Genomic DNA, 14,378 nt, shown 5'->3' with positions numbered 1-14,378 from the left:
GGCTTGTTTAACACAATGCGGGGCAATTGGATGAAATCCGACGTACGGCGCCAGTGTTTTCGTACATCGTCGGTACAGGTGAAGGCTGTTAGAATTGCCAGTCGTTTTTTCCAGGAGCTTGCCCCGTGATCACTTCCCGCCTGCGCACTTTGCGCGACCATATCCGTTGGGCTGTCAGCCGTTTCCATGGGGAAGACCTGTTTTTTGGCCATGGCACCGACAATGCCTGGGACGAAGCCCGGCAATTGGTGCTCGGCGCCTTGCACCTGCCGTGGGAAATTGCTGACAGCTACCTGGATTGCAACCTCGAAGAAGAGGAAATCTCCCATGTGCAGCGTTTACTGCATCGCCGTATTCACGAGCGTGTGCCCACCGCCTACCTGTTGAAAGAGGCGTGGTTCTGCGGCATGTCGTTTATTGTCGATGAGCGCGTGTTGATCCCGCGTTCACCGATTGGCGAACTGATCGAAAACCGCTTCGAACCCTGGTTGGCGCAGCCGCCGGCGCGCATCCTCGACCTGTGCACCGGCTCCGGTTGCATCGGCATTGCCTGTGCGTACGAGTTCCAGGAGGCCGAAGTGGTACTGGGTGACCTGTCCTTCGAAGCCCTTGAAGTGGCAAACCAGAATATCGAGCGCCATGGCGTCGATGAGCGGGTCTATACCGTGCAGGGCGATGGTTTTGACGGCTTGCCCGGCCAGCGATTCGACCTGATCGTGTCAAACCCGCCGTATGTGGATGCCGAAGATTTTGCCGACATGCCGGATGAATACCAGCACGAGCCGGAACTGGGCCTGGCCTGTGGTGACGACGGCCTGAACCTGGTACGCCGGATGCTGGCCGAAGCGGCGGACCATCTGACCGAGAAGGGTTTGCTGATTGTCGAAGTGGGCAACAGCCAGGTGCATGTTGACGCGCTGTATCCGGAAGTCGACTTTGCCTGGCTGGACTTCAAGCGGGGTGGGCATGGGGTGTTCATGCTGACGGCTGAGCAGTGTCGCCAACACCAGGCCGTTTTCGCTGCCCGGATATAACTGCAGAAACTCGGTCAATGTGGGAGCTGGCTCCCACATTTTGATTGCATTTCAATCTATCAGCGGTGCGTGGCAATCCAGATCAACAACCCTGCCTGAAACACCGTAAACGCCACCAGGCACGTGATGGTAAAGCGCAGCCCGCTGTCCTCGCGCTTGAACTTGATGACTTTTTCCTCTTCCTTGCGCAGCTTCACTTCCTGTTCCGCCAGGTTCTGATCGGCCTGTTGCAGCATCTGCGCGGCTTCGAGGATCTCCACGAACTGCACCTTCTCGGTGTTCCAACTGTCCAGCACGTCGCTAACCTTGCCCGGCTGCACATTGCCTTTGAGGTGCTGCACGTCGGCATAGGCCACATCAAATCCCTGGATACGCAGGAAGTGATCACGACGCAGGCGCGTGGCTTCGTTGAGGGCGTCCTTGTTGGCCAGGTCTACACCGTCGACGCGGTAGTGGGACCACTTCTTCTTCGCCCAGGCGGCGGCCTGAGCGACCAGGAAACGGCCGATCCCCCGGTTGGCCGGTTCGATTTCCAGGCTGTTGCCTGGGCCGAAATGCACGCGATGTTTATCGTGGTCCACCCAGATATCCAGGTGGTTCTGCTCGCGGCGTACTCGCTGGCCGGGCAGTTGAATAACCATGCGCAACAGGCTGTGGTGCTTGTCGTGGCGCTCGGCATAGCCGAACTGCACAAAGCGCAACGGCCGTGCGCCAGTGGCACGGTCGGTGGTCAGCGGAGCCAGGCGCAGCATCTTGAAGTGTTCGGCGTGGACGTCCGCCCACGGCAGGGCCGCCGCCTCGACGGCCGCGGTTGCAGTCGAGGTGTCGGCGGTAGATTCGGGTGTTGCTTCGGTGGTTGTCATGCGGCGCGATCCTGTCCAAGCCCAGCAAGCCGACAGTCTTTTTACTGTCGACTCTGGACTTATCGGCCGGTTTGCCCAGGACTGGAGGCAAATTGTCGCTTAACGGGGTTGAAGTCCGTCGATAAACGCGACGATACGCTGGCCCAGTTCCGCAGCCAGGGGCAGTTTCGGGTCATTGTAGGACGCCAGTTGCTGCTTCACGTTGTTGGGCACGATGCGCATCACGTGGTTCATGCCTTCGATAACCGTCAACTGCGCGTCGGGCTTGGCGTGTTTCAACTGCTGGGCATCCGCTACGCCGACCTGAATATCGTTGGTGCCCTGGATGATCAACGCCGGCATGTTCAGCCTGGCGAAGGCGGCCGATGGGTTGGCGCGGAACAGGCTGATCAGATAAGGCTGCACGCTTGGTCGGAAGATGCCTTCGAGTGGGCGCGGCACGTCGGCATCCACTTGGCCGGCCTTGAGGTGGTCGAGGATTTCATTGCTGCGCAACAACAGGGCAGGGGGCAAGTGATCGGCCAGTTGCTGGCGAATCACCTGGTCTACCGGGCGGGCGCTGCCCGATAGGGAAATCACCCCGGCCGGCGCCAGTTGCGGCGCGGCGAGGGCGGCTACCAGCGCGCCTTCGCTATGGCCCAGCACAATCAACGGGCCCATGCGCTTGTCGGCCTTGAGCAGCTTGCCCCAGGCCACCGCATCGGACACATAGGCGTCCAGGGTGAGGTTGCGCTCATCCGGCGTGGCGGCCAGGCTGGCGGCGACCCCGCGCTTGTCGTAGCGCACGCTGGCGATGTTATGTCGGGCAAGCACCCAGGCCAGGCGCTTGAGGCTGTCATTGCGGGCGCCGTCGGCGCTGTTGCCATTGCGGTCGGTAGGGCCGGAGCCGGCGATGATCAGCACCACCGGCACCGGTTTGTCGGACTGCGGCAACAATAATGAGCCAAACAGTTGGCCGCTGCCGGTGTCCAGGCTGATAGGGCGTTGCAATACCACAGGGGAGGCGGCCTGGACCGCGGCGGTAAACAGGGTAAGGGTGAACAGCAGAACTCGCAGCATCATCGCGCCATCATCAGTGAGGTGCCGGTTGGACCAATGTCTACCGGTAAGGTTTCGAGGATGAACTAGTCGGTTAGCCTGCGTATACTGGCCGCCTTAAGTTATTACGGTTGACTTGATTCAACTGATTTCACGGAGCGCCCTGCATGTCCGGCAATACCTTCGGCAAGCTGTTCACTGTCACCACCGCGGGCGAAAGCCATGGCCCGGCGTTGGTCGCCATTGTCGACGGCTGCCCACCAGGCCTTGAGCTGTCCCTGGACGACCTGCAGCGTGACCTCGACCGCCGCAAGCCCGGCACCAGCCGCCACACCACCCAGCGCCAGGAGCCGGACGAAGTCGAAATCCTTTCCGGGGTGTTCGAGGGCCGCACCACCGGCTGCGCCATTGGCTTGTTGATTCGCAACACCGACCAGAAGTCCAAGGACTACTCGGCAATCAAGGATGTGTTCCGTCCGTCCCATGCCGACTACACCTACCACCATAAATACGGCGAGCGCGACTACCGCGGCGGGGGCCGCAGCTCGGCGCGTGAAACCGCCATGCGCGTGGCCGCCGGTGCCATCGCCAAGAAATACCTGGCCACCCAAGGCATCGTCATCCGTGGCTACATGAGCCAGTTGGGTCCGATTGAGATCCCGTTCAAGAACTGGGACAGCGTGCAAGACAACGCCTTCTTCTGTCCCGACCCGGACAAGGTGCCGGAGCTGGAGGCCTATATGGACCAGTTGCGCCGCGACCAGGACTCCGTCGGTGCCAAGATCACCGTGGTGGCCGAAGGCGTCAAGCCGGGCCTGGGCGAGCCGATCTTCGACCGCCTCGACGCCGAACTGGCCCACGCGCTGATGAGCATCAACGCGGTCAAAGGCGTGGAAATCGGCGCAGGCTTCGCCTGTGTTGCCCAGCGCGGAACCGAACATCGCGATGAGCTGACGCCTGAAGGTTTCCTCAGCAACAATGCGGGTGGCATCCTTGGCGGTATTTCCTCCGGCCAACCGATTGTTGCGCACCTGGCGCTCAAGGCGACCTCAAGCATTACCACACCGGGCCGTTCGATCGATGTACACGGCAACCCGGTGGACGTGATCACCAAGGGCCGTCATGACCCGTGCGTCGGCATCCGCGCCACACCGATTGCCGAAGCCATGATGGCCATCGTGTTGATGGACCACCTGCTGCGCAACCGTGGGCAAAATGCCGATGTGCGCGTGACCACACCGGTACTGGGCCAACTGTGATCGCCGCCGGCAAGCGAGCTTGCCAGGGTGAGTGCGCTTGTTGTGGCGAGCGAGCTTGCTCGCGCCGGGCTGCGAAGCAGCCCCAATAAAATGACCCCACCGCTCCCATACTGGCGCCTTTCCAGCTTTTACCTGTTCTACTTCGCCCTGCTCGGGGCGACGGCGCCGTTCCTGGCGTTGTACTTCGATCACCTGGGCTTTTCCAGCGCGCGTATCGGCGAACTGGTGGCCATCCCCATGCTGATGCGCTGCGTGGCGCCTAACCTGTGGGGCTGGATCGGCGACTTCACCGGCCGGCGCCTGGCCATTGTGCGATTTGGCGCGGCCTGTACCCTGGCCAGTTTCTGCCTGATCTTCGTCAGCAAGACCTACGCCTGGCTGGCGATGGTCATGGCCCTGCACGCATTCTTCTGGCACGCGGTGCTGCCGCAGTTTGAGGTCATCACCCTGGCCCATCTGCACAAGCAAACCTCGCGCTACAGCCAGATCCGTCTGTGGGGCTCCATCGGCTTTATCCTCACTGTAGTGATCATGGGGCGGCTGTTCGACTGGCTGAGCCTGGATATCTACCCGGTCGTGGTGGTAGTGATCATGGCCGGCATCATCGGCGCCAGCCTGTGGGTGCCCAATGCCCAGCCTGCCAGCCACGGCAATCGCTTGGCCGGTGACGGTTTCCTCAAGCAATTGCGCAGTCCCGGGGTGCTGGCGTTCTATGCCTGCGTGGCATTGATGCAAATGAGCCATGGCCCGTATTACACCTTCCTCACTCTGCACTTGGAACACTTGGGCTACAGCCGTGGCGTGATCGGGATGTTGTGGGCCCTGGGGGTGGTGGCGGAGGTCCTGATGTTCCTGGCCATGAGCCGTATCCTGGCGCGTTTTTCGGTGCGCCGGGTGCTGCTGGCCAGCTTTGTGCTGGCGGCGCTGCGCTGGTTGCTGCTGGGCTCCTTTGCCGAATTTTTCTGGGTGTTGCTGTTGGCGCAGCTCCTGCACGCAGCCACATTCGGCAGTTTTCACGCGGCGGCGATTGCCTTTGTGCAGCGCAGCTTCGGTGACCGTCAGCAAGGCCAGGGCCAAGCCCTGTACGCTGCCTTGGCCGGTACTGGCGGTGCCCTCGGCGCCCTGTATTCCGGTTATAGCTGGAACCTGCTGGGCCCGACCCTGACGTTCAGTATCGCCAGCGTCGCTGCGCTGGCCGCCGCCATTATCATTGGCCTTCGATTGCAAGAGCCGAATCAAGGAACCGTGCAATGAGTTACGTAGCCGTTTACCACATCGCCACCGCGGACACACCCAACAAGGTGCTGACCCATTTCGACGACATCCAGTCGACCCTGGCCGAACACCGCATAGGCTTTGAACGTTGGCAGCCCAGCGTTATCGAGAAAGGCGCCAGTGACGCGCAAATGATCGCGGCGTACCGTCCACAGATCGATGCGCTCGGCTATGCCACGGCGAAGGTGATCAGCGTGACGGGCGACCATCCCCAGATGCATGAATTGCGTGACCCGTTCCTGGTAGAGCGCACCTATCGTGAAGATAACGCGTATTTCTTCATCGCCGGCCAGGGCCTGTTCATGCTGCATGTGGGTGATTATGTATACGGCGTGCGCGCCGAGAAAAATGACCTGTTGGTTATCCCGGCGGGTATGTCGCACTGGCTCGACATCGGCGAGAACCCGCACTTGGTGGCGCTGCGTTTGTTCAACACCGCCCAGGGCGAGGTGCCGACGTTCAGCGCAGATAACATTGCCGCGCGTTTTCCAGGGTTGGACGACTAAGCATAAATATCTAAATGTTCAACCCGGGCAAGTTGGAACTTGTTGTGGGAAAACGCCTGAATATTCGTAGGGCGAAGCTGTTTGTTCTGTGTTGTACGCTTTCACTCCGCTGGTTATGTAACTCTCTGTGCGGCGCCAATGTTTATGTCATCTGTCAATAGGAGGAGTCCGAAAGGCGGTGCCGCATCAGCAGATATAAGGAGAGAGCGATGAGCAGCCCAGAGCAGACGTGTGCCCCGATCGATAGCGTGCCGACGGCTATCAGAAAACGCCTGAACTTGTCCGGCAAGCCCCTGACCCCGACGGAGCTGGAAATCCTGCGGTGGGCTTCCGAGGGCAAGACCATCTGGGAGATCAGCCAGATTCGCGGCACCTCCGAAGCGGCGGTGAAGTTTCATCTGCGCAATATCTACGGCAAGCTGGACGTGACCAACCGGGTACAGGCGAAAAACGAAGCCACTCGCCAAGGCTTGTGCTGAAGGCACAAAAAAGGGCCGCGACGCTCAACGGCGTCGCGGCCCTTTTCATGTCTGTCGCTTATGCCGAATGGTAGGTCGGCAGCGCAAAGCGGTTCTGGCTTTGCAGCATGGAAATCTGCGGCAGCTCGCTGGCTTGTTCGGCCAGGTCACGGCGAATGGCGCTGATCACCCAGGTCAATTGATCGGCGGTGTGCAATTGCTGGTACGAGATCGAGCGCTTGACCTGTTTGCCTTCGCTGTTGCGCAGGGTCAACAGGATCCCTCCGTCAGGACGTGGCTGGGTGGTGACGTCGTAGTTGGAGAATACCGAAGCGAATTTATCTTGGATCAGGCTCATGTCTATCAGCTCCATTGGCTCAAGTTGGCAAGCATGGAGTGATAGGTGCAGTGATTGTGCCAGTATTGGTTAAAGAAAAAAGTCTTTAAAAATCAGAAACTTATAAAATAATCGAATTTTCATTTTCGTGCAATTTGCATGAAAGGCCATCGTGCATCCTGCATTTTGCGTTATTTAGTCGGCGCCTTTGCGAAGGTGTCGGGCTTGCCTTACAGCTATTGACCGCCTTTTTTGCCGGAAAATTCCGTTGCCTGCGGCGACTGCCCTTTGGGATACAAAACTTTTCAAATCCCGCGTGTACAGCCCAAGAAGGGCTGACGTATTTTCCTGTAACGCATTGGCGAGTGCCTACGGGCTCGTCATGTATCCGGACTCGACCAAATATAAGAAAAAGGAAGTCCCGCCATGAGCCATCGGCAAAACGACATGATTACCTGGGGCATGATGCTGCGAAAGGTGCCTGCCATCGTTCGGGCGCTCCCGCGTGTGGTACGCGGCATGCGCGCGGCCAATGTCACCGACCCCAGGCAACCCTGCGGCCTGGGCTGGCATTTCGAGCAAGCGTCCTTGCGCAATCCTGACGGTGCCGCGCTGCTTTACGCTGACCAGGTGATCAGCTATCGCGACGCCAATCAGCAGGCCAATCGCATCGCCCATCACCTGCATGACCAGGGCATTCGCAAAGGCGACGTGGTAGCGCTGTTAATTGAAAATCGCCCCGAGTTGCTGCTCAACGTGTTGGCCGTGGCCAAGCTGGGCGGCGTCTGCGCCATGCTCAATACGTCGCAAACCCAGGGGACGCTGGTGCACAGCCTGACGCTGGTCGACCCGGTTGCCATTGTGGTGGGGGCAGAGTTGCTGAGCGCCTACGCAGCGGTGCGCGATCAGGTGCAGATCCCGGCCGAGCGCACTTGGTTTGTGGCGGATCAACCCGATGGTGCAGTTCCTGAGGGCTACATCGACCTGATGGCGGCCAGTGCCGGGCACCCGGTGGACAACCTTGCGATCTGCGCGCAGATTTCCTACAACGATCCCTGCTTCTATATCTACACCTCCGGCACCACCGGCTTGCCCAAGGCCGGCATCATGAAGCATGGGCGCTGGACCAAAACCGCTGTGAGCTTCGGCAGGATTGCCCTGGACATGGCACCGCACGACGTTCTCTATTGCACCTTGCCGCTGTACCACGGCACCGGTTTGTGCGTGTGCTGGGGCTCGGCCATTATCGGCGCGTCCGGCTTCGCCATTCGGCGCAAGTTCAGCGCCAGCCAGTTCTGGGAGGATGCGCGCAAGTTCAACGCAACCACCCTCGGCTATGTCGGTGAGTTATGCCGCTATTTGCTCGACCAGCCCCTCAGCGAACAGGATCGCGATAACCGCGTGACCAAGATGGTCGGCAATGGCCTGCGCCCCGGTGTATGGGCGCAGTTCAAACAGCGCTATGAGGTGGAGCATATTTGCGAACTGTATGCGGCCAGTGACGGCAATATCGGTTTTACCAACGTGCTGAATTTTGACAACACCATCGGCTTTTGCCTGCAGCATTGGGCATTGGTGGATTACGCCCCTGACACAGGTGAACCGTTGCGCGGCAGTGATGGGTTCATGCACAAGGTCTCAACGGGCGGGCAGGGCTTGTTGCTGGCGAAGATCGATGAAAAGTCACCGTTCGATGGCTACACCGACCCGCAAAAAAATCGCAAAGTGGTGATCAGCGACGTGTTCGAGAAGGGCGACCGGTATTTCAATACTGGCGATCTGGTACGCAGCATCGGCTTCGGTCATGCGCAATTTGTCGATCGCCTGGGGGACACCTACCGATGGAAGGGTGAAAACGTCTCGACCACCGAAGTGGAAAACGTGCTGCTGCAACACCCGCAAATCGCCGAAGTGGTGGCTTATGGTGTCGAGATCGCGAACACCAATGGCCGTGCTGGCATGGTCGCCATCACCCCGAGTGAGTCTCTGGCTGCCCTGGACATGCGCGAACTGCTGCAATTTGCCCACGGCCAGTTGCCGCACTATGCGGTGCCGCTGTTCCTGCGGATCAAGGTAAAAATGGAAACCACCGGCACCTTCAAGTACCAGAAAATGAAACTCAAAGAGGAAGCATTCGACCCCGCCAAGGCCGGCAATGACCCGGTGTACGCCTGGCTGCCAGGTTCGCAGAGCTACGTGCCGGTTACCGGGCAATTATTGGCGCAGATCCAGGGCGGGCACTTTCGTTATTGATTCTGGCTATGGCGGCTTTTGACAAAAAAGCCATGACAGGGGGGAACTCCATCGCGACACTGGGCGCCTTATTCAGTTACACAAGCCGCCTCAGCAAGGAGCCCCCATGTCAGATCAGCCTAAACAAATGACCGAAGACGAAGCCGCCGAATTTGCCGAGCAGGTCTTCGACGTGGCCCGCCGCGGCGATGCAGCCATGCTTGCTGCGTTATTGGCCAAGGGCTTGCCGGCCAACTTTCGTAATCACAATGGCGACACCTTATTGATGCTCGCGGCCTACCACGGCCACTCCGAGGCGGTAAAAGTACTGCTGGAATTCAAGGCCGACCCCTTGATCGCCAATGACAAGAACCAGTTGCCGATTGCCGGCGCGGCGTTCAAAGGCAACCTGCCGGTGGTTCAGGCCCTGATCGAAGGCGGCACGCCGGTTGAGGCGGCCTCATCGGATGGGCGTACGGCGTTGATGATGGCGGCGATGTTCAACCGCGTTGAAATGGTCGAATACCTGCTCGGTCAAGGCGCCAATCCCAAGGCTACCGACGCTCAAGGTGCCACGGCACTGGCTGCGGCACAGACCATGGGCGCGGTGGATACGGCGGCGCAGTTGCAGAAACTGGTGTAGGCTACGCGCCCTCGAAAACCCGCCCGCTACAGGATCGCCCATGAAAACCGCCCTCGTCGAACTCATCAGCAAAATCAGCGCCGGCGTCATGGCTGAGGACGAGGTGGCACGTATTGCCGACGAAGCGGCGCAAGCCTACGCAGACCCGGCCGCTTTCCTGGCGGCTAACCCGGATATCAACTACGACGACAGCTTCCCGATACCGCTGGGGGAGTGGGTGGTGGTCGGCAGCCTGCCCGACACGGTGTTGTTTCAGGCTGATACCTACGGCGACCTGTTCGCGCAGATCGTCGCCTCGTTTGGTCCGGGCGTGGCGTTCAATCTCAAGCCCAAGCAATTGACCAAGACTGAAGACCTGACCGCGTTGAACCGCATCCAGATTCAGATGAGCGCCTTGAGCCCGGAAGACGGCGGTTATGTGCTGATGAACTTCAGTCAGTTGCTCGATGATGAGATCCAGGCCGTATTGGTGTTCGGCAACGACCTGCCGCGCGTGCTGCAACTGTGCGTTGAAGTCGGCATCAAGGCTGAGCCGTCGCTTGAGGCATTGAAGATCGCCGTGCACGTCTGAAATTAAAACGGAACCCCCGCCAAGGCTGACTATCCTACAAGTGCATGCCCTCACTTAGGAGCGACACCATGGGTTCCACTTTCAACGGCCTGATTGGCCTGATCATCCTCGCGCTGGATATCTGGGCGATCATCAACGTGTTCAAAAGCGGCGCAAGCACAGGTGCCAAAGTGCTGTGGATCCTGTTGATCCTGCTGTTGCCGGTACTGGGTCTGATTATCTGGGCTATTGCCGGGCCACGCGGTAACGTGCGGATCTGAGCGCCTCACTCCTCCTGGAGTCGGCGCAGTCAATGTGGGAGGGGGCTTGCTCCCGATAGCGGTGGATCAGTGACAAATAAGCTCACTGACACACCGCTATCGGGAGCAAGCCCCCTCCCACATTTGTTCGAAAAATTTGTGTATCGAAATATTCGCTGTACAGAATTTTCACATTCCATCCAAGACAATTCGCCGGCTTTATTCGCCTGCCAAGGCTCTATCCCTGGGGCCTTTAAAGACACGACAAGGTTGCACGTTCAGTAATTAATAGCCTTGCCGGCCTTGATCGGGCACCATTTGTGCCACCGCGTAAACCGCTTACCCCAGCCAGCCTGGGCGAGGGCGGACGCCACTGCATTATTTCGCAACTTAAACTTCCAATGGGTCCTAAAACGACATGGCAAACCCGGACGCCCTGAATCAGCAGCGAGCTTCAAATCGCCTGCTGCAACCGACCGTCAAATCCCATCTGGCGTACACGCTGCTCTGCGCACTGGTCATGATGGTGATGTTCTCCCTGCTGCGCCTGGCGTTGCTGGTCTACAACCGCGAGATGATCCTGGACACGCCGGCCTCGACGTTCCTGGAAGCGTTTGCCAATGGCCTGCGCCTGGATATCCGCTTGGTGATGTACCTGCTGATCCCGTTGCTGCTGGCGTTGTTCAGTGTACGGGCCATGGCGGCACGGGGTTTCTTCCGTTTGTGGCTGACCGTCGTGTCCAGCATCGCCTTGTTCCTGGGGCTGATGGAAATGGACTTCTACCGTGAATTCCACCAGCGCCTCAACGGCCTGGTCTTCCAGTATGTGAAGGAAGACCCGAAAACCGTGATGAGCATGCTCTGGTACGGTTTCCCGGTGGTGCGCTACCTGCTGGCCTGGGCCGTGGGCACGCTGATCCTGAGCATGGCCTTCAAGGGCGCCGACCGTGCAACGCGCCCGCGTGGCCCGTTCAGCGGCGGTACGATCAGCACGCGCCAGGTGGCTCCGTGGTACAGCCGCATCGCTGTATTCGTGGTTTGCCTGCTGGTCGCCGTGGTCGCCATTCGCGGCCCCTGCGTCGGGGCCCGCCATTGCGTTGGGGGGATGTCTACACCACCGATTCGAACTTCGCCAACCAGTTGGGCCTCAATGGCACCCTGTCGCTGATCGCGGCGGCCAAGGCGCGGTTCGGTGAAGACCGTGCCAACATCTGGAAAGCCACCCTCGAACAACCGCTGGCCACCCAGACCGTGCGCGACATGCTGGTGTTGCCGAGCGAAAAACTGGTGGATACCGACACCGCTGCCGTGCGCCGTGATTTCACGCCGCCGGCCGAGAAAACCCTGCCGATCAAGAACGTCGTAGTGATCCTGATGGAAAGCTTCGCCGGTCACTCGGTAGGCGCGTTGGGGCGTCCGGGCAATATCACGCCGTACTTCGACAAGCTGACCAAGGAAGGCTTGCTGTTCGACCGCTTCTTCTCCAACGGTACCCACACCCACCAGGGTATGTTCGCCACCATGGCCTGCTTCCCGAACCTGCCGGGCTTCGAATACCTGATGCAGACCCCGGAAGGCAGCCACAAGTTGTCGGGCCTGCCGCAGTTGCTCAGTGCGCGTGATTTCGACGATGTGTATGTCTACAACGGCGATTTCGCCTGGGACAACCAGTCGGGCTTCTTCAGCAACCAGGGCATGACCAACTTCATCGGCCGTAATGACTTTGTCGACCCGGTGTTCTCCGACCCGACATGGGGCGTGTCCGACCAGGACATGTTCAACCGTGGCCTGGAGGAACTCAAAGCCCGTGAAGGCGGCAAGCCGTTCTACGCATTGCTGCAAACCTTGTCCAACCACACCCCGTACGCGTTGCCGACGCCATTGCCGGTTGAAAAAGTCACCGACCGTGGCAGCCTCAACGAGCATTTGACGGCCATGCGCTACTCTGACTGGGCTCTGGGCCAGTTCTTTGAAAAGGCCCGCAAGGAGCCGTACTTCAAGGAAACGCTGTTCGTGATTGTGGGCGACCACGGTTTCGGCAACGAGCAACAGATCACCGAAATGGACCTGGGCCGCTTCAACGTGCCGATGCTGATGATCGCACCTGGCATGCAGGAAAAGTTCGGCGTACGTGACCACACCGTGGGCACCCAGATCGACATCGTGCCGACCATCATGGGCCGCCTGGGTGGTGACACATTGCACCAGTGCTGGGGGCGTGACCTGTTGAACCTGCCGGAAGGCGACAAGGGCTTCGGCGTGATCAAGCCATCGGGCAGCGACCAGACCGTGGCCTTGCTTACCGCTGACCGCGTACTGGTATTGCCCAAGGAAATGCCACCCAAGTTGTGGGAATACACCCTGGGCGCCGAACCGACTGGCAAGGTGATCCCTGAGTCGCCGGACGAAGCTGCGCTCAAGCAGAAACTTGAGTCGTTCCTGCAGACCGCTACCAAGAGCCTGCTGGATAACACCGCAGGTGTTGTAGATGGTAAGCCGGACTAACTGACCGGCAATAAAAAAGAGGCCTCGATCGAGGCCTCTTTTTTTGTCCCGGCTTTTATATCTTGCCGAGCAACAACAGCACCAGCAGGACGACCAGCACCACACCCAGGATACCCGACGGTCCATAACCCCAGTTACGCGAGTGCGGGAACACTGGCAGGCCGCCGACCAATAGAAGGATCAGGATAATGATTAGAATGAGGCTCATGGTTTTATTCCTTATAGGTTCTGTGCAAAAACCGGCTGTTTGACCGTTATCTCGTCCATGTGCATCGGGACGTCTTAACCATTCCGACTCATGCACTTCGCAGAAAATTCATTGTTTTTCTAAAACATTTTGATTAGTTGCTTATTTCTTTTAACCCGTGCGCAACTTGAACTAATCAGTTGAAAAAAATTGAACTTGGGCTATATGCGTGCCTGCGACCCGGCCCACGGTTTGCCTGGGGCATTCATCAATCTGATGGTGCGTGGGTGCGGGAAAAACCTTCGCTACACTGCCGGTCACTTCTTCGGTAAACCACAAGGCTACTTCCTATGCAAAACCGCATGATGATCACTGGCGCCGGGTCCGGCCTGGGTCGTGAAATCGCTCTGCGCTGGGCCCGTGAGGGCTGGCAGTTGGCGTTGTCGGATGTCAGTGAGCCCGGTTTGCAGGAGACCCTCAAACTTGTGCGCGAGGCGGGGGGGGAAGGGTTTATCCAGCGCTGCGACGTGCGCGACTACAGCCAGCTCACCGCGTTTGCCCAGGCGTGCGAGGTCAAGCTCGGCGGCATTGATGTGATCGTCAACAACGCAGGCGTGGCCTCGGGTGGGTTCTTCGCCGAACTGTCCCTGGAGGATTGGGACTGGCAGATCGCAATCAATCTGATGGGCGTGGTCAAGGGCTGCAAGGCGTTCCTGCCGCTGTTGGAGAAGAGCAAGGGCCGGATCATCAACATCGCGTCGATGGCTGCATTGATGCAGGGGCCGGCCATGAGCAACTACAACGTGGCCAAGGCCGGCGTAGTGGCGTTGTCGGAAAGCCTGCTGGTCGAGCTCAAGCAGCAGGAAGTGGGCGTGCACGTGGTGTGCCCATCGTTTTTCCAGACCAACCTGCTCGACTCCTTCCGTGGGCCGACCCCGGCCATGAAGGCGCAGGTGGGCAAGTTGCTTGAAAGTTCACCTATTTCGGCGACCGATATCGCCGATTACATCTACCAGCGCGTGGCCGCGGGCGAATTCATGATCCTGCCCCATGAGCAAGGGCGCATGGCCTGGGCCCTGAAGCAGAAAAACCCGCAGTTGCTGTATGACGAAATGACGCTGATGGCCGACAAGATGCGCGCGAAGGCGCAGGTCGTTAAGGGCTGATTTGGATGAAGTCTGTCAGGCAAATTACCTACCTGTGTAGGTAATGCCTGATTTTCCAGCAAGCC

At 59.2% G+C, this 14,378-nt stretch carries 14 protein-coding genes and 1 pseudogene; 11 read left to right on the top strand and 4 right to left on the bottom strand.

Annotation, left to right across the window (positions count from 1 at the left end; all coding sequences use genetic code 11):
• Window positions 1-125: 125 nt before the first annotated feature.
• The gene (prmB, locus tag E4P00_RS09350; protein ID WP_005789919.1) at window positions 126-1,034 is read left to right on the top strand and encodes a 50S ribosomal protein L3 N(5)-glutamine methyltransferase; all 909 of its coding nucleotides are present in this window, start codon (window positions 126-128) and stop codon (window positions 1,032-1,034) included.
• 59 nt (window positions 1,035-1,093) lie between these two features.
• Here the strand turns inward: prmB and E4P00_RS09345 are convergent, their stop codons facing one another.
• Complete coding sequence (locus E4P00_RS09345) at window positions 1,094-1,897, bottom strand: hypothetical protein (RefSeq protein WP_248131256.1); 804 nt, start codon at window positions 1,895-1,897, stop codon at window positions 1,094-1,096.
• Between the two features lie 99 nt (window positions 1,898-1,996).
• On the bottom strand, window positions 1,997-2,959 hold the full coding sequence (locus E4P00_RS09340; protein WP_248131254.1) for an alpha/beta fold hydrolase: 963 nt from the start codon (window positions 2,957-2,959) through the stop codon (window positions 1,997-1,999).
• 143 nt (window positions 2,960-3,102) lie between these two features.
• Here E4P00_RS09340 and aroC point away from each other — a divergent pair, with 143 nt between their 5' ends.
• The 4 genes from aroC to E4P00_RS09320 all read left to right on the top strand — a co-directional run bounded on the left by aroC (window position 3,103) and on the right by E4P00_RS09320 (window position 6,454).
• On the top strand, window positions 3,103-4,194 hold the full coding sequence (aroC, locus tag E4P00_RS09335; RefSeq protein ID WP_032880139.1) for a chorismate synthase: 1,092 nt from the start codon (window positions 3,103-3,105) through the stop codon (window positions 4,192-4,194).
• A 90-nt stretch (window positions 4,195-4,284) separates the two neighbouring features.
• Complete coding sequence (locus tag E4P00_RS09330; protein ID WP_032880141.1) at window positions 4,285-5,448, top strand: MFS transporter; 1,164 nt, start codon at window positions 4,285-4,287, stop codon at window positions 5,446-5,448.
• Complete coding sequence (locus tag E4P00_RS09325; RefSeq protein WP_078821932.1) at window positions 5,445-5,975, top strand: acireductone dioxygenase; 531 nt, start codon at window positions 5,445-5,447, stop codon at window positions 5,973-5,975. Before E4P00_RS09330 ends, E4P00_RS09325 begins: the two co-directional genes overlap by 4 nt.
• Before the next feature lie 209 nt (window positions 5,976-6,184).
• Window positions 6,185-6,454: a helix-turn-helix transcriptional regulator gene (locus E4P00_RS09320; RefSeq protein WP_032880144.1), complete on the top strand. Its 270-nt coding sequence runs from the start codon at window positions 6,185-6,187 to the stop codon at window positions 6,452-6,454.
• Window positions 6,455-6,512: 58 nt separating this feature from the next.
• On the opposite strand, the gene E4P00_RS09315 is transcribed toward E4P00_RS09320, so the two are convergent.
• Window positions 6,513-6,791, bottom strand: coding sequence for a DUF3509 domain-containing protein (locus E4P00_RS09315; protein ID WP_003172952.1), 279 nt, complete (start codon window positions 6,789-6,791; stop codon window positions 6,513-6,515).
• A 405-nt stretch (window positions 6,792-7,196) separates the two neighbouring features.
• Between E4P00_RS09315 and E4P00_RS09310 the strand changes: the two genes are divergently transcribed.
• The 5 genes and pseudogenes from E4P00_RS09310 (at window position 7,197) to E4P00_RS09290 (ending at window position 12,960) form a co-directional block, all read left to right on the top strand.
• A complete protein-coding gene (locus E4P00_RS09310; protein WP_248131252.1) occupies window positions 7,197-9,023 on the top strand; it encodes a long-chain-acyl-CoA synthetase in 1,827 nt (608 codons plus the stop codon).
• 106 nt (window positions 9,024-9,129) lie between these two features.
• Complete coding sequence (locus tag E4P00_RS09305) at window positions 9,130-9,645, top strand: ankyrin repeat domain-containing protein (protein ID WP_078821929.1); 516 nt, start codon at window positions 9,130-9,132, stop codon at window positions 9,643-9,645.
• A gap of 40 nt (window positions 9,646-9,685) precedes the next feature.
• Window positions 9,686-10,216 carry a hypothetical protein gene (locus E4P00_RS09300; protein ID WP_078821928.1) on the top strand — a complete coding sequence of 177 codons (531 nt, stop codon included), beginning with the start codon at window positions 9,686-9,688 and terminating at the stop codon, window positions 10,214-10,216.
• A gap of 68 nt (window positions 10,217-10,284) precedes the next feature.
• On the top strand, window positions 10,285-10,476 hold the full coding sequence (locus E4P00_RS09295; protein WP_003172956.1) for a PLDc N-terminal domain-containing protein: 192 nt from the start codon (window positions 10,285-10,287) through the stop codon (window positions 10,474-10,476).
• A gap of 397 nt (window positions 10,477-10,873) precedes the next feature.
• Window positions 10,874-12,960, top strand: a pseudogene (locus E4P00_RS09290) (LTA synthase family protein).
• Between the two features lie 55 nt (window positions 12,961-13,015).
• On the opposite strand, the gene E4P00_RS09285 reads toward E4P00_RS09290, so the two are convergent.
• Window positions 13,016-13,168: a DUF3309 family protein gene (locus E4P00_RS09285; RefSeq protein WP_003192767.1), complete on the bottom strand. Its 153-nt coding sequence runs from the start codon at window positions 13,166-13,168 to the stop codon at window positions 13,016-13,018.
• Between the two features lie 329 nt (window positions 13,169-13,497).
• On the opposite strand from E4P00_RS09285, the gene E4P00_RS09280 reads away from it, so the two are divergent.
• Entirely contained in the window at window positions 13,498-14,313 is an 816-nt protein-coding gene (locus E4P00_RS09280; RefSeq protein WP_223018166.1) for an SDR family oxidoreductase, read from the top strand.
• Window positions 14,314-14,378 lie beyond the last annotated feature (65 nt).

Source organism: Pseudomonas sp. B329 (genome assembly GCF_023127835.1).
GTDB lineage: Bacteria > Pseudomonadota > Gammaproteobacteria > Pseudomonadales > Pseudomonadaceae > Aquipseudomonas > Aquipseudomonas synxantha_A.
This window is presented reverse-complemented; position numbering and strand designations above follow the sequence as displayed.

What these genes read in the sequence shown, in the direction of transcription:
- E4P00_RS09345 (WP_248131256.1), bottom strand. Translation starts at nt 1,897, where the DNA reads ATGACAACCACCGAAGCAACACCCGAATCTACCGCCGACACCTCGACT.
- E4P00_RS09320 (WP_032880144.1), top strand. Translation starts at nt 6,185, where the DNA reads ATGAGCAGCCCAGAGCAGACGTGTGCCCCGATCGATAGCGTGCCGACG.
- E4P00_RS09280 (WP_223018166.1), top strand. Translation starts at nt 13,498, where the DNA reads ATGCAAAACCGCATGATGATCACTGGCGCCGGGTCCGGCCTGGGTCGT.
- E4P00_RS09330 (WP_032880141.1), top strand. Translation starts at nt 4,285, where the DNA reads ATGACCCCACCGCTCCCATACTGGCGCCTTTCCAGCTTTTACCTGTTC.
- E4P00_RS09315 (WP_003172952.1), bottom strand. Translation starts at nt 6,791, where the DNA reads ATGAGCCTGATCCAAGATAAATTCGCTTCGGTATTCTCCAACTACGAC.
- E4P00_RS09325 (WP_078821932.1), top strand. Translation starts at nt 5,445, where the DNA reads ATGAGTTACGTAGCCGTTTACCACATCGCCACCGCGGACACACCCAAC.
- E4P00_RS09305 (WP_078821929.1), top strand. Translation starts at nt 9,130, where the DNA reads ATGTCAGATCAGCCTAAACAAATGACCGAAGACGAAGCCGCCGAATTT.
- E4P00_RS09300 (WP_078821928.1), top strand. Translation starts at nt 9,686, where the DNA reads ATGAAAACCGCCCTCGTCGAACTCATCAGCAAAATCAGCGCCGGCGTC.
- E4P00_RS09310 (WP_248131252.1), top strand. Translation starts at nt 7,197, where the DNA reads ATGAGCCATCGGCAAAACGACATGATTACCTGGGGCATGATGCTGCGA.
- E4P00_RS09285 (WP_003192767.1), bottom strand. Translation starts at nt 13,168, where the DNA reads ATGAGCCTCATTCTAATCATTATCCTGATCCTTCTATTGGTCGGCGGC.
- E4P00_RS09295 (WP_003172956.1), top strand. Translation starts at nt 10,285, where the DNA reads ATGGGTTCCACTTTCAACGGCCTGATTGGCCTGATCATCCTCGCGCTG.
- aroC (WP_032880139.1), top strand. Translation starts at nt 3,103, where the DNA reads ATGTCCGGCAATACCTTCGGCAAGCTGTTCACTGTCACCACCGCGGGC.
- E4P00_RS09340 (WP_248131254.1), bottom strand. Translation starts at nt 2,959, where the DNA reads ATGATGCTGCGAGTTCTGCTGTTCACCCTTACCCTGTTTACCGCCGCG.